Genomic DNA, 14,122 nt, shown 5'->3' with positions numbered 1-14,122 from the left:
ATGTTGGAATGGTGACGATGCCATGCGCGCTGGCGTGGCGCAAAGCTCAACGCACGAGCGCCGGCGCAGTTCCGGTCGAGGTGGTGGGCGCGGTTTCGCTCACGGCCTGATCGGCGCCCTGCAGTGCCTGCCGATAGTTGGCGACTTCCTCACGGGCGACGAGAGCGACGAGCAGGATCGGGGTCGAGAGCACTGCGCCGATCGGCCCCCACAGCCAGAGCCAGAAGATGAAGGAGATGAAGACGAGGAAGGGGGAAATCGTCAGCTTGCGGCCGATGACGAGCGGCGTCACCAGATTGCTCTCGAAGAGATGCACGACATAGTAGGCTGCCGCCGGCCAGACCGCGACGAGGACATGCGGCGAGGACAGCAGGCCGGCGGCGAAGAACGCGACCGCGACCATGACCGGCCCGATGAAGGCGAGATAGTTGAGGAAGAAGGCGAGCGCCCCCCAGAATACCGGATAGGGCAGCCCGGCCGTCCATGCGATCAGCAAGCTGATCACGCCCATGCCAAGATTGATCAGCGTCACCAGGCCGAAATAGCGGGCCGTGCGGGTCTCGACCTCCTGGAAGAAGCTGCCGGCGGATTTGCGAGCGCCGTGGCCAAGGCAGAGCCGAAGGGCGCGGGCCTTGAGGTGGCGCCGCGTCGCCAGCCAGAAATAGACGGTCGCGACGAAGATCAGGAGGCTGCCGGCGGCTGCGGTTGAGGTGACCGCGATCGAGACCAATGGATTGCTGTCGGAGACGCTGACTTTGGCGCCGTCGCCGCCGGAGAAATTCTCGGCGAACTTCTTGAAGTCCTCCATGAAGGCGAGCACGCCGACGAGCTTGAACTTCAGCGCAGCCGCCATCTTGGGGACCTGGTCGCTCCAGGCGGCAATCGGGACGGTCAGCGTGCCGATCAGCACGAGCAGCAGCACGACCCCGACGAAGACGACGAGACCGGCGGCGAGGTGTTGCGGCATGCCGCGCCGCGCCATTGCGTCGACCGGCGGCCCGAGCACCAGGCCGAAGATCACGCCGGCGGTTATCGGCAGCGCGATGACCCGGGTCAGGTAGAGCGAGGCGGTGGCGAGGATGACGAAAATGCCGACGATGCAGTAGCGGACGATGAGGTCATGGTCCTGGGGCGTGATTTCGCTGGAGGGCGCATCGTCCTCCGGCTCGGTCATGTAGCGCGGAAACGGCTTCCAGGCGGATGCGTTGAGCATGTCGTCGAATCCAGCGCGCAAATGGCGCTCCCCGGCGCACTTCGCCTGCTCAACGCGGCGGTTGCGGCGAAGGTTCCGGAGGTCCGAAGCTGGCTCTCAGTGCGCTTCGTCCCAGTTGTCGGCGGCGCGCGCGTCGACGACGAGCGGCACCTTGAGCGCGACCGCCGGCTGCGGTGCCTCGACCATGACCTTGCGGATCACCGGCAGCGCCGCCTCGACCTGCGCCTCCGGCACCTCGAAGACCAGCTCGTCATGCACCTGCAGCAGCATGCGCACGTCGAGCTTGGCTTCCGCCAGCGCATCCTCCATCCGGATCATGGCGCGGCGGATGATGTCGGAAGCCGAGCCCTGGATCGGCGCGTTGATCGCCTGGCGCTCGACGAAGGCGCGCTCGGACGGGTTCTTCGAGGCGACCGCGGGGAAATGGCAGACCCGGCCGAAAATCGTCTCGACCGCGCCCTTGGCGCGCACCGTGGTGCGGGCCTGGTCCATGTAGTCGCGGATGCCGGGGAAGCGCTCGAAGTATTTGCGGATATAGGCGCTGGCCTCCTCGCGGGAGATGCCGAGCTGGTTGGCGAGGCCGAAGGCCGAGATACCGTAGATGATGCCGAAATTGATCGCCTTGGCGCGCCGGCGCACCTCGCTCGGCATGCCCGCGACGGGGACGCCGAACATCTCGGATGCCGTCATCGCATGGATGTCGACGCTATCGGCGAAGGCCTGCCGGAGCTGCGGGATATCCGCGATATGGGCGAGGATGCGCAGTTCGATCTGGCTGTAGTCGGCCGAGACCAGCTTGTAGCCCTTCTCGGCGACGAAGGCGGTCCTGATCTTGCGGCCGGCCTCGGTGCGGATCGGGATGTTCTGCAGGTTCGGCTCGGAGGAGGAGAGCCGGCCGGTGGTGGTCGCAGCCAAAGCGTAAGACGTATGGACCCGGTGGGTCTGCGGATTCACGTAAGTCGGCAGCGAGTCGGTATAGGTCGATTTCAGCTTGGCGAGCTGGCGCCAGTCGAGGATGCGGGCCGGCAGCTCCTGGCCCTGCTCGGCCAGTTCCTCGAGCACGCCGGCGCCGGTCGCCCATTGTCCGGTCGCGGTCTTCTTGGCGCCGGGCAGGCCCATCTTGCCGAACAGGATGTCGCCGAGCTGCTTGGGGCTGCCGATGGTGAATTTCTCGCCGGCGAGCGAGTGGATCTCGTCCTCCAGCCGCGCCAGCGATTGGGCGAACTCACCCGAAAGCCGCGACAGGATCTGCCGGTCGATCGAAATGCCGCGGCGCTCCATCCGCACCAGAACCGGCACGAGCGGGCGCTCCAGCGTCTCGTAGATCGTGGTCTTGCGCTCCGGCACGAGCCGCGGCTTCAGCGCGAGCCAGAGCCTGAGCGTAACGTCGGCATCCTCGGCGGCATAGGCGGTCGCCCGGTCGAGCGGCACCTTGTCGAAGGTGACCTGGCTCTTGCCGGTGCCGGCGACCTCGGAATAGGGGATCGGCTTATGGCCGAGATGGATCTCCGAGAGCCGGTCCATGCCATGGCTGCCATTGCCGGCATCGAGCGCATAGGAGACCAGCATTGTATCGTCGAAAGGCGCGACCTCGACCCCATGCCGGTTGAACACGGCGATGTCGTATTTGAGGTTCTGGCCGATCTTCAGAACGCCGGGATCGACGAGCAGCGGCTTCAGCTCGGCCAGCGCCTGGTCGAGCGGGATCTGGCCTTCGAGCAGGCCGGAATCGAACAGCCCGTCGCCGGAGCGATGCTGCAGCGGGATATAGCAGGCCTTGCCCGGCGCGACCGCGAGCGAGATGCCGATCAGATCGGCCTGCATCACGTCGAGCGAGTTGGTCTCGGTATCGAGCGCGACGAAACCCGCCTCATAGGCCCAGCCGATCCAGCGCGAGAGGTCGGCCACGTTGCGCACGCACTCATAGGCGCCGTGGTCGATCTTGACCGTGATCGCTGCGTCCTTGCGCGCGGCAGCGAGATCGGCCGGCCGCAGCCAGCCATCGGCCTCCGGCGTAACCTTGCCTTCGACGACAGCGGCAGCGACCACGGTTGTCGTCGTGCCATCGGTCGCGACCGCAACGGCCGCCCCAGTGACCGGCACATCGGTCTCGGCATAGAGCGCCTTCAACGCCGCAGCGCGGGCGCCGCCAGGCGCGAGGTCGGGATCGGCATCGATCGCGGCGACATCGGCCTCGTAGGCCTCGGCCGCGCGCTTGGTGATGGTGGTGAATTCCATCGCCTTGAGGAAGGCGATGAGCTTGGCCGGATCGGGCTGATTCAGCGTGAGCTCGCCGACCGGCGTCTCGACCGGCACGTCCTCGACCAGCGTCACCAGCCTGTGCGAGATGCGGACCCTCTCGATCACCTCGGGATTGGTCAGCGTCTCCCGGCGCTTGGGCTGCTTGATCTCGCCGGCACGCTTCAGAAGCGTTTCCAGGTCGCCATACTCGCCGATCAACTGCGCCGCCGTCTTGATGCCGATCCCGGGCGCACCCGGGACATTGTCGGTGGCGTCGCCCGCCAGTGCCTGGACATCGGTGACCTTGTCCGGCGTGACGCCGAAATACTCGACCACCTCGGGCTCGCCGATGCGCCGCTCAGGCCGGAAGCCGGCGCCGCCCTTCTTGGCGTCGCCCGAGGCCGGGTCGTACATGGCGACGCCCGGCCGCACGAGCTGCATCAAATCCTTGTCGGCCGAGACGATCAGCACGTCGGCGCCCGCCTCGCGCGCCTGGCGCGCATAGGTCGCGATCAGGTCGTCGGCCTCGTAGATGTCCTGCTCGACCGGGATCAGCCCGAAGGCGCGCACCGCATCGCGCATCAGCGGGAATTGCGGGATCAGATCCGGCGGCGGGTCGGAGCGGTTGCCCTTGTAGGCTGGGTAGATCTCCTTGCGGAAGGAGTTCTCGCTCTTGTCGAAGACGATGGCGAGATGGGTCGGCTTCACCCCGAGCACGCCCTCGCGCACGAACTGGAACAGCTTGGTCGCGAACAGCCGGACCGCGCCCGAGGGCAGCCCGTCGGAGCGGGCATTGTATTTCCGGTCCTGGTTGATCGACTGGAAATAGGCGCGGAAAATGAAGTTCGAGCCATCGACCAGGAAGAGGTGGTCGCCGGGCTTGAGCTGGGGGCTGTCGTTCGTCATGGCCGGGACCATAGGGCTGCAAACCGGGATGGTCTATTGTGCAAGCAGGCAAGCTCGCAAGAAGCTGTCAGGAGGAAACGTGATGAATGCCTATGTCACCATGCCGCTCGCCTTCGAGGGGCTGCCTGAGGCGGAGATGAAGGCGCGGGCGCTGGAATTCCTCGAGACGATGCGCAAGCGCCGCACCGTGCGCGACTATTCCGACAAGCCGGTGCCGCGCGAGATCATCGAGGCGGCGGTCGCGACCGCCGGGACCGCACCGTCGGGCGCCAACCAGCAGCCCTGGACCTTCGTCTGCATCTCCGATCCGGAACTCAAGCGGAAGATCCGCGAGGGCGCCGAGGAAGAGGAGCGCGTCTTCTATGCCGGCCGCGCCGGCGAGGAGTGGCTGGGTGCGCTCGCCCATCTCGGCACCGACGAGCACAAGCCCTTCCTCGACACCGCGCCCTGGCTGATCGCGATCTTCGCCCAGCGCTGGGGCTACGATGCCGAAGGCCGCAAGGTGAAGCATTATTACGTGCCGGAATCGGTCGGCATCGCCGCCGGCTTCCTGATCGCCTCGCTGCATCAGGCCGGCTTGGCGACGCTGACCCATACGCCGGCGCCGATGAACTTCCTCAACGAACTCTGCGGCCGGCCCGACAATGAAAAGGCGCTGATCCTGCTGGTGGTCGGCTATCCCGCCGAAGGCTGCGTCGTGCCTGCCATTGGCAAGAAGCCGCTGGAGGAGATCGCGAGCTTCCTGTGAGGGGGCTGTATGGAAGGCGCGAAGGGCGCGGGGAACCCCTCCCCCTTGTGGGGAGGGGCAGGGGTGGGGGTCGCAAAGCCCGAGCGATCGGCTCGAACCCGAAGGCGCTGCCGTCGCTGCCAGACCCGAATTTTGCCAACGCTCACCAGGTGGAACCACCCCCATCCCCATACCCTTCCCCACAAGGGGGAAGGGAGGAGCCCAGGCGATCGGCCTGGGGCACTTGAGCAATCGCGCCGGCCATGGCTGATGTAGCAGTCTTGGCCGGCAGGAGATTCGTTCACGTCATGCAGACCGGTTCGCCGCCGATCCGCCGGGCCATGGTGCTCGCCGCCGGGCTCGGCAAGCGCATGCGCCCGATCACCGATACGCTGCCGAAGCCGCTGGTCGCGATCGCCGGCAAGACCATGCTCGACCATGCGCTCGATCGCCTCGCCGAAGCCGGCGTCGCGGACGCCGTGGTCAATGTCCATTATCTCGCCGAGCAGATCGAGGCGCGCGTCGCCGGTCGCTCTCGCCCGAAGATCGTCATCTCTGATGAGCGCGACGTCCTGCTCGAAACCGGCGGCGGCGTGAAGAAGGCGCTGCCGCTGCTCGGCAATGAGCCCTTCTTCCATATCAACTCGGATTCGCTCTGGAGCGAGCGCGGGGCGTCCAATGTCGCCGCCATGGCCGCTGCCTGGGATGCGGGGCGCATGGACATGCTGCTCCTGCTCGCCGAGCGTGAGAGCAGCGTCGGCTTCGACGGTGCCGGCGACTTCTTTCGGGACGAGGCCGGCAGGCTGACGCGGCGCGGAAAGGCGGCGAGTGCGCCTTACGTCTATGCCGGCGTCGCGATCATCAAGCCGGAGCTGTTCGCGGATACCCCGGACGGGCCGTTCTCGCTGAACCTGCTATTCGATCGCTGCATCGCCGCGGGAACCCTCTTCGGCCATCTGCTCGACGGTCGCTGGCTCCATGTCGGCACGCCCGAGGCGATCCCGCTGGCGGAGCAGGCCTACGCCGCCCATCAGGGCAGCTGACGCGATGGCCGGGCTCAACCTGTTCAGCATCCCGGCCGGCGCGCCCTTCCTCTCCGTGCTCGCCGAGGCGCTGATCGCAGGCCGCTTCGGCAGGGCTTTCGACCCGATCGATCCCACTGCCCTCTCGCGCACCACGCTCTATCTGCCGACGCGCCGTGCCGCTCGCGCTTTTTCCGCGGTGCTCGCGGAAAAACTCGGCGGCCGGCCGCTGCTGCTGCCGCGGATCGTGCCGCTGGGGGATGTTGACGAGGCCGAGACGGCGCTGATCGCCGGCGCGAGCGATGCGTTGGCGCTGGAGCGGACCGCGCCGATCGATCCCTTGCGCCGCCGCTTCATCCTGACGACGCTGATCTCGGCCTGGGGCCGCACCGCGAACCGCCAGCATCTCAGGCTCGACCCGGCCGAGCCTGCATTGATGCCGGCGACGCTGGCCGAGGCCTGGGGCCTCGGCGGCGATCTCGCTCATCTGCTCGACCAGTTGCAGACCGAAGGCGTCTCGCCGACGCGGCTGAAGGGTCTCGATGCCGCCCGCTTCGACGAGATCTGGCAGTTCAACGCCCGTTTCCTCGACATCATCGCCGAGGCCTGGCCGGCGATCCTCGAACAGCGCGGCGAATGCGACCCGGCCGAGTTCCGCAACCGCATGCTCGCCGCCGAGCGCGACAGACTACTTGCCGGCGACTTCCTCGGGCCGGTGATCGCGGCGGGCTCGACCGGTACGGTCCCGGCGACGGCCCGCCTGCTCGCCGCACTCGCTCGCGCGCCAAACGGCGCCGTCATCTTGCCCGATCTTGACGAAGCGCTCTCCGAGCAGGGCTGGCGCGCCATTGTCCAGGAGCCGGCGCCCTCGCATCCGCAGGCGGCGCTGCATCGCCTGCTCGACGAGATCGGCGCGAGCCGGGACGAAGTCGTCACCCTTGCCGAGCCCTCGCTTGCTCTGGGCACTCGCCGCGACCTGTTGCGCCGGGCCCTCCTGCCCGCGTCGGTCACCGATGACTGGGCCGGTGCTGCGCCGATCGCCGCCGGGGCGCTCGACGGCCTGCGCATCGTCGAAGCCGCGGATGAGCGCGAGGAGGCGCTGGTTGCAGCGCTGGCTTTGCGCGAGGCTCTGGAGGAGCCGGATGCCCGCGCTGCCCTGATCACGCCCGATCGCGGCCTTGCCGAGCGCGTCGCCGTCGAGCTCCGGCGCTGGGGCATCCAGGCCGATGATTCCGCCGGAATGCCGCTTGGCCGCTGGCCGGCCGGTGCTCTGCTCCGGCTGGCGCTCGATGCGGTCGATGGCAATCTCTCGCCGGCGAGCCTCGTGGCGCTGCTTGCTCACCCGCTCTGCCGGCTCGGCTTGCCGGAAGTGCGCTTGCGGCAGGGCGCGGCGGCGCTGGAGATCGGCTGCTGGCGCGGCGAGGCCGTCGGCCTCGGTTTCGCCGGCCTGCGCCGCGCCTTCGAGGCGATGCCAGAGCTGCGGGAAGCGACCTATGCACCGCGCCCGCGTCGCCGGCTGACGGGCGAGGATATCGGCGCGGCCGAAGAGGTGCTCGCCGCGCTGGAAGACGCGTTCGCCCCGCTCGTGGCGGCGCTGGCGGGTCCCTCACCGGGATTGCGCGAGATCGCGGCGCAGGCCCGCCGTGCGGTCGAGAAACTGAGCGGTGACGATGATGGCGCCGTCCTCGCCTGGCACGGGCCGGATGGCGAGGCGCTGGCCGCCCTGTTCGACGATCTTGACGCAGCGCTGCCGGAGGCGCCGGGCGAGGGCCGGGCCCGCGACTGGATCGCGATCCTCGAAGGTCTGATCGGCGAGCGCGTCGTGCACCGCAGCGACCCCGGCCATCCCCGCGTCAAGATCTGGGGCCTGCTCGAAGCCCGCCTGCTCGAGGCCGAGCATGTCGTGCTCGGCGGGCTGATCGAGAGCGTCTGGCCACCGGCGACCGAAACCGATTCCTTCATCAACCGGCCGATGCGGGCGGAACTGGGCCTCTCCCCGCCCGAGCGCCGCATCGGCCAGACCGCGCATGACTTCGTCGCGGCGGCGCTCGCAGGCAAGGTGACACTGACCCGGGCCCGCAAGGCCGGCGAGGCCGAGACGATCCCCTCGCGCTTCTGGCAGCGGCTCAAGGCGGTCGCGCCGGCCGACGCCTGGGCCGACGCCGAGGCGCGCGGGCGCGAGCTGGTGACGTGGGCGGGGTTGCTGAGCGGGCCGGCCGATCTTCTGCCGGTAGCGCGGCCGAAGCCTCACCCGGCACCGCATCTGCAGCCGAAGCGGTTCAGCGTCACCGAGGTCGAGACGCTCTATCGCGATCCCTATGCGGTCTATGCTCGCAAGATCCTCAGGCTCGACGCCCTGCCGGAGCTGGTCGAGGACCCCGGCGCGACCGATCGCGGCTCGCTGCTGCACGACATCGTCGGAACCTTCGCCGAGACCTATCCGGAGCAGGTTCCGGCCGGCGCCCTCGGCAGCTTGATCGAGATCGGCGAGCGGTTCTTCCGCGCCTATGAGGAGACGCCCGAGGTCCGCGCCTTCTGGTGGCCACGCTTCCTGCTGATCGCGCAGAACTTTCTCGGCTGGGAGGAAAGGCGGCGGCCCCGGCTCGCCCGCATCGCGGTCGAGCGCGACACGCAAGGCGAATTTCCACTGGCGGACGGCACCTCGATCCTGCTGACCGGCCGGGCAGACCGGGTCGAGATCACGCGCGAGGGGTCGTTACGCATCATCGACTTCAAGACCGGCGCGCCGCCGAGCGAGGAGCAGGTCCGCCTCGGCTTCGCCCCGCAATTGACGCTGGAAGCCGAGCTCGCCCAGCGCCACGGCTTTTCCCCCGACATCCTGCCCGGCCCGGTCGAGGCCCTGCTGTACCTCAGGCTCAACCACGATCCCAAGAGCTGGGAGAAGGACAAGAAGCTGTCGTTCAAGGACGAAACGCAGGCCGACGTCACGGCCCGTCATCTCGTGCAACTGCTCGATCATCTTTCCGTGCTGCGCGCCGGCCGCGAGCCCTGGCTGTCGCGCCGTGCGCCGGCCTACATCAAATACGCCAGCCCCTATGACCAGCTCGCCCGGGTCAAGGAGTGGTCGGCAGCGCCCGATCTCGGCGGCGATGCCGGAGACGAGGCATGAGGGCGATGTTCTGGCGAGATGGCGGAACCGCAACCGGCCCTCTCCCCCCTTGTGGGGGAGAGCTGGAGAGGGGGGTAGCCAGCCGTGAGGCTGATCATCGACGAAGTCTCGATGCCGCTCACCTAGTCACCCCCCTCCCAACCCTCCCCCACAAGGGGGGAGGGCTCCCGCGCCTCATTGGCGACGTCGGATATCGACGGCAGCTCTCGCAAGCGAGCGCTCTGCCATGACGCCCGCCGGCTGGACCATTCCCGAGCAGACGCGCCGCAATCAGTCGCTCGCGGCCGAGCCCGATCTCAGCGCCTGGGTCTCGGCCAATGCCGGTTCGGGCAAGACCCATGTGCTGGTCAACCGCGTACTCAGGCTGTTGCTCGACGGCGTCGCGCCCGGCCGCATGCTCTGCATCACCTATACCAAGGCCGCAGCCGCCAACATGTCGAACCGGGTCTTCCGGGCGCTTTCGGTCTGGGCGGTGGCGTCCGACTCGGTGCTGTGGGCGGCGCTGTCGGCGCTGACGGGAAAGCTCCCGGCAGCGAGCGACATCAGCCGGGCGCGGCGGCTGTTCGCGCAGGCGCTGGAGACGCCGGGCGGCCTCAAGATCGAGACGATCCACGCCTTCTGCACCCGCGTGCTGCAGAGCGCGCCCTTCGAGGCCAACGTCCCGCCGCGGTTCGAGGTCGCCGACGATCTCGCCCAGGCCGAGCTGATGCGCGATGCAAGGCGCGACCTGCTCGCTGCGGCCGAAGCCGATCCGGACGGCCCGCAGGCCCGGGCGCTCAGCTTCATGGCCGAGCACGCGGCGCAGGACACCTTTGACCAGATCATGCGCGAGGCACTGCATCAGCGCGCCGTGTTCAGCGATGCGCAAGGGCGGGCGCGGCGGCCGGAGGAGATCGTTACAGGACTCTCCGCCTTCCTCGGCATTGCGCCGGAGTTGACGGCGGATGAGGTCAGGGCGCGCTTTTGTGCCGAGCTCGGCGAGATTCCCGACCTCACCGGACTGATCGACGCCTTCGGCTCCGCGAGCGAGACGAGGCAGCGCGCGGCAGCGGCACTGCGATCGGCACTGGCGCAGGAGCAAGGCCGCGATCTGATCGCCGCCTGCCGCGCCGGGCTGCTGACCCTGGAAGGCACTGTCAGCCAACATGTCCGCGGCAAGGGCAAGAGCGTCCTGTCCGATCATCTCGACGCGGCGCTCGACGCCGTCGCCACCTGCCTGAGCGAAGCCATCGAGCAGCTCAATGCCATCACGGTGCGCGAGCGCAGCGCGGCGCTGTCTGTGCTGGTGACGCATATCCTCGCCGCCTATCGCAAGCTGAAGGCGCAGCGCTCGCTGCTCGACTATGACGATCTGATCGCCAAGACGCGCTCACTGCTCGACCGGGTCGATCCGGCCTGGGCGCTCTACAAGCTCGATGCCGGCATCGACCACATCCTGCTCGACGAAGCCCAGGACACCAGCGAGGCGCAATGGGCGATCCTGCGCCGTCTCGCCGAGGAGTTCTCGGCCGGAGAGGGCGCGCGTGAGCTGGTGCGGCCGCGCACCGTCTTCGTCGTCGGCGACGAGAAGCAGTCGATCTACGGCTTCCAGGGCGCGGCGCCCGCCCATTTCAGCGAGGAAAGGCGGCTGCTCGGCCGGCGCCTCCAGGAGGCGGGCCAGCGGTTCGAGCCGATCAGCCTCACCACCTCCTTCCGTTCGGCGCCTGACATCATGCGCGCGGTCGATGCGGTGTTCGCGCCGCGGGAGCATTGGCGCGGCCTCGTCTTCGACGGCGGCGCCGGGCCGGAGCGGCACGACACGGTCAAGCGCGCGGCGATCGGGGCTGTCGATCTCTGGCCGGTCTCCGCCGACGATGCCGGCGACAAGCCCGACGCTTGGACCGCACCGGTCGATGCGCCCGAGCGGCGCTCGGGCCTGGTCAAGCTCGCCGCCCGCATCGCCGATGTGCTGAAGCGCTGGAGCGATGCCGGCCGCGACGATATCGGGCGGCCATTCAAGCCCGGCGATGTGATGATCCTGCTGCGCCAGCGCGGCGCGCTGTTCGAGGCGATCGTCAAGGCGCTGAAGGATCGCGGCGTGCCCGTTGCCGGCCGCGACCGGCTGACCCTGGCCGACCATCCGGCGGTCGAGGATCTGGTCGCGCTCGGGCGCACCATCCTGCTGCCGCAGGACGATCTTTCGCTGGCGATCACGCTGAAGACGCCGCTCTTCGGCCTCGACGACGATGATCTGATGCGCCTCGCGCCGGAGCGGAAGGGCTCATTGCGCGAGGCTTTCCGCCAGGCAGCGCAGACCGAGCCGCGTTATGCCGCGATCGAGGCACGGTTGACCGAGCTCGCCGAAGAGGCCGGGCGCTGCGGCCCGTTCCGCTTCTTTGCGGGGCTGCTTGGGCCAGGCGGCGGTCGCAATCTCGCGCTCGCCCGGCTCGGCCCGGAGGCCGCCGACGCGCTAGACGCTTTCCTCAGTGCCGCGCTCGATCATGAGCGCCGCTATGGCCCCTCGCTTGCCGGCTTCCTGCACCATATCGGCGCGGTGGCGACGCAGGTGAAACGTGATCTCTCAGCCAGCGCCGGCGAAGTCCGGGTCATGACCGTGCACGGCTCGAAAGGGCTGGAGGCGCCGGTCGTCATCCTCGCCGATCTCGGCGTCGCGCCGGGCGAGCGGCGGCTGCCGAAGCTGATGGCGGTCGCGCCGCCGCGCGGCGCGCAGGTGCCGGTCTGGCCGACGAAGCGGGCCGACGATCCCGCCGCGATGCGGCGCGCCAAGGACGCGATCGTCGCGCAGATGGTCGAAGAGCATCACCGCCTGCTCTATGTCGCGCTGACCCGCGCCGAGGAGCGGTTGATCCTCTGCGGTACGCAAGCCAAGGGCGAGGCGCCGGAGGGCTCCTGGTACGCCATGGCCGGCATTGGCCTCGCCGGCTCCGAGCCCTGGCTGCGGGACGTGCCGGCCCCCGATGGCGACGGCGAGGTCCGCCGCTTCATGGTCTCCCGGCCGGGAGACGTAGCGGCCGAGGAGGGCGTTGCGGCCGCGGCCGCGACTACGCCGCCGGACTGGCTGACGCGTGCTGCAGCGGAAGAGGCTGAGCCCGCGCCGCCGCTGCGCCCGTCGAGCGCGCTCGCCGCTGCCGACGCGCAGGAGCGCCCGCATGACGGGCCTTTCCTCGCCGGAGCCGCAGCGGCCGGCCGACTCGCGCATCTGCTGCTACAGGTTCTGCCGGAGGTGCCGCCGGAACGGCGCGCCAGCACGGCCCATGCGCTGGCGGAGGCGCGTGGCGGCTCGCTGCCGAAGGAGCGACGCACCGGAATCGTCGAAGACGCGCTCGCGCTCATTGCCGCACCGGAATTCGGCGGACTGTTCGGGCCGGGCAGCCTCGCCGAGGTGCCGCTCGCGGGCGAGATCACCATGGCTGATGGCATGAGGCGGCCAGTACAGGGCCGGATCGATCGGCTCGCTGTCAGCGATGACGAGGTGCTGATCGCCGATTTCAAGACGGCCGCGCGCCCGCCCGAGAACGCAGCTGCATTGCCCGCATCGACGCTGGCGCAGCTTGCGGTCTATCGGCGGCTCATCGGCGAGATCTATCCCGACCGCCGGGTCAGGGCGATTGCGATCTACACGGCGAGCCTGAAGCCGCTGGAGCCCGGTGCCGAACTGCTCGACGCTACCCTGGCGAATATGACGGATCAGCCCCGCTTCACCGGCAGGTGAGCCAGCCTTGACCCTGTGCCCGCCCGTTCATAGCTTCAGCGGTGAATGGCGGCGTTGTTGCCGCGCGCGAATCGAAAGGCGATGAGCCATGGCGACGACCAAAGTGACCGATGCGAGCTTCGAGGCCGATGTGCTGAAGTCGAGCGAGCCGGTGGTTGTGGATTTCTGGGCTGAGTGGTGCGGCCCCTGCCGGATGATCGGCCCGGCGCTCGAGGAGATCGCCGGCGAGATGAACGGTAAGGTCAAGATCGTCAAGATGAACGTCGATGAGAACCAGCAGATCCCGGCTCAGTTCGGCATCCGTTCGATCCCGACGCTGATGCTGTTCAAGGACGGTAAGCTGGCCTCGCAGAAGGTCGGCGCCGCCCCGAAGAGCGATCTGTCGCGCTGGATTTCGGCTGCGGTCTGACCTGGAGCTGATGTAATAAAAAAGGCCCGCCCTCGACGAGGGCGGGCCTTCGTCATTTCAGCCTCTCGCTTCGGTCACTTCGAGCGGTTGTCGAGCGCCCAGGCGCCGGCGCCGGCGAAGACCAGATAGAAGAAGACGAAGCAGTAGAGGATCGCGGCGTCGCCGCCATTCAGGAGCGGATAGACGCTGCGCGGCGCATGGAACATCCAGTAGGCATAGGCCATCTCGCCCGCGAGGATGAAGGCGACGGGGCGGGTACACAGGCCGATCAGGATCAGCAGGCCGCCGAAGGTTTCGAGGACGGCGCCGAACCAGAACAGCGTGAACATCGCCGGGAGACCGTTGGCCGGCGGAGCCGGGAAGCCGAACAGCTTCTGCGTGCCATGGGCGATGAAGATCAGCGCCGCCGCGATGCGCAGCAGCGCGAGCGCCTGCGGCGCATAGCGATTCAATGAGTTGAGAGCCTGCATGGGGCGGGGCACCTTCCGTCCGATTTGAATTGGTCTAAGCAATTGTGTTTGCTGGCGAAGAAGCCCTTCTGCCGCTCGGCGCTTGTCTTCGGCCGGCAATGGCCGATCAAGTCACGTTTTCGTTTGCAGCGCAGCAAAACCGGTGAGCGGTAAATCGGCAACAGCGGTAAGCTCCGTTCACCATTGCAGAAAAATCGCCGGAATCGGGCTTAACCACCTCTTAAAAGCGCCATGTTTGAATCCTGTCTGGTAATCACCGGGCTGTGTACTGCGGCGCGGCGGTGGGGCCTGA

Annotated in this window: 8 protein-coding genes; 5 read left to right on the top strand and 3 right to left on the bottom strand. The window is 68.4% G+C overall.

Translation table 11 applies throughout. The features are described from left to right. Positions 1-46 precede the first annotated feature (46 nt). A complete protein-coding gene (locus ACSQ24_RS25435) occupies positions 47-1,213 on the bottom strand; it encodes an AI-2E family transporter (RefSeq protein ID WP_436097381.1) in 1,167 nt (388 codons plus the stop codon). 96 nt (positions 1,214-1,309) lie between these two features. Then, positions 1,310-4,360 carry a DNA polymerase I gene (polA, locus tag ACSQ24_RS25430; protein ID WP_436097380.1) on the bottom strand — a complete coding sequence of 1,017 codons (3,051 nt, stop codon included), beginning with the start codon at positions 4,358-4,360 and terminating at the stop codon, positions 1,310-1,312. 82 nt (positions 4,361-4,442) lie between these two features. On the opposite strand from polA, the gene ACSQ24_RS25425 reads away from it, so the two are divergent. From ACSQ24_RS25425 to trxA, 5 genes are all read left to right on the top strand, one after another. Next, positions 4,443-5,108: a nitroreductase family protein gene (locus tag ACSQ24_RS25425; protein WP_436097379.1), complete on the top strand. Its 666-nt coding sequence runs from the start codon at positions 4,443-4,445 to the stop codon at positions 5,106-5,108. Positions 5,109-5,395: 287 nt separating this feature from the next. Continuing rightward, the gene (locus ACSQ24_RS25420; protein ID WP_436097378.1) at positions 5,396-6,130 is read left to right on the top strand and encodes a nucleotidyltransferase family protein; all 735 of its coding nucleotides are present in this window, start codon (positions 5,396-5,398) and stop codon (positions 6,128-6,130) included. A 4-nt stretch (positions 6,131-6,134) separates the two neighbouring features. After that, on the top strand, positions 6,135-9,239 hold the full coding sequence (gene addB / locus ACSQ24_RS25415) for a double-strand break repair protein AddB (RefSeq protein WP_436097377.1): 3,105 nt from the start codon (positions 6,135-6,137) through the stop codon (positions 9,237-9,239). Between the two features lie 226 nt (positions 9,240-9,465). Further along, positions 9,466-12,951, top strand: coding sequence for a double-strand break repair helicase AddA (addA, locus tag ACSQ24_RS25410; RefSeq protein WP_436097376.1), 3,486 nt, complete (start codon positions 9,466-9,468; stop codon positions 12,949-12,951). A gap of 88 nt (positions 12,952-13,039) precedes the next feature. Continuing rightward, entirely contained in the window at positions 13,040-13,360 is a 321-nt protein-coding gene (trxA, locus tag ACSQ24_RS25405; protein ID WP_436097375.1) for a thioredoxin, read from the top strand. Between the two features lie 74 nt (positions 13,361-13,434). Here trxA and ACSQ24_RS25400 read toward each other — a convergent pair whose 3' ends face one another. Continuing rightward, complete coding sequence (locus tag ACSQ24_RS25400; protein WP_436097374.1) at positions 13,435-13,830, bottom strand: DoxX family protein; 396 nt, start codon at positions 13,828-13,830, stop codon at positions 13,435-13,437. Between the last annotated feature and the right edge of the window lie 292 nt (positions 13,831-14,122).

The sequence above is a fragment of the Allobosea sp. LjRoot237 genome, assembly GCF_964253285.1.
In the GTDB taxonomy this organism is placed as follows: domain Bacteria; phylum Pseudomonadota; class Alphaproteobacteria; order Rhizobiales; family Beijerinckiaceae; genus Allobosea.
This window is presented reverse-complemented; position numbering and strand designations above follow the sequence as displayed.

Excerpts from the sequence above, each read along its gene's own strand:
- polA (WP_436097380.1), bottom strand. The coding sequence starts at position 4,360 with ATGACGAACGACAGCCCCCAGCTCAAGCCCGGCGACCACCTCTTCCTG.
- ACSQ24_RS25425 (WP_436097379.1), top strand. The coding sequence starts at position 4,443 with ATGAATGCCTATGTCACCATGCCGCTCGCCTTCGAGGGGCTGCCTGAG.
- addA (WP_436097376.1), top strand. The coding sequence starts at position 9,466 with ATGACGCCCGCCGGCTGGACCATTCCCGAGCAGACGCGCCGCAATCAG.
- addB (WP_436097377.1), top strand. The coding sequence starts at position 6,135 with ATGGCCGGGCTCAACCTGTTCAGCATCCCGGCCGGCGCGCCCTTCCTC.
- ACSQ24_RS25400 (WP_436097374.1), bottom strand. The coding sequence starts at position 13,830 with ATGCAGGCTCTCAACTCATTGAATCGCTATGCGCCGCAGGCGCTCGCG.
- ACSQ24_RS25435 (WP_436097381.1), bottom strand. The coding sequence starts at position 1,213 with ATGCTCAACGCATCCGCCTGGAAGCCGTTTCCGCGCTACATGACCGAG.
- ACSQ24_RS25420 (WP_436097378.1), top strand. The coding sequence starts at position 5,396 with ATGCAGACCGGTTCGCCGCCGATCCGCCGGGCCATGGTGCTCGCCGCC.
- trxA (WP_436097375.1), top strand. The coding sequence starts at position 13,040 with ATGGCGACGACCAAAGTGACCGATGCGAGCTTCGAGGCCGATGTGCTG.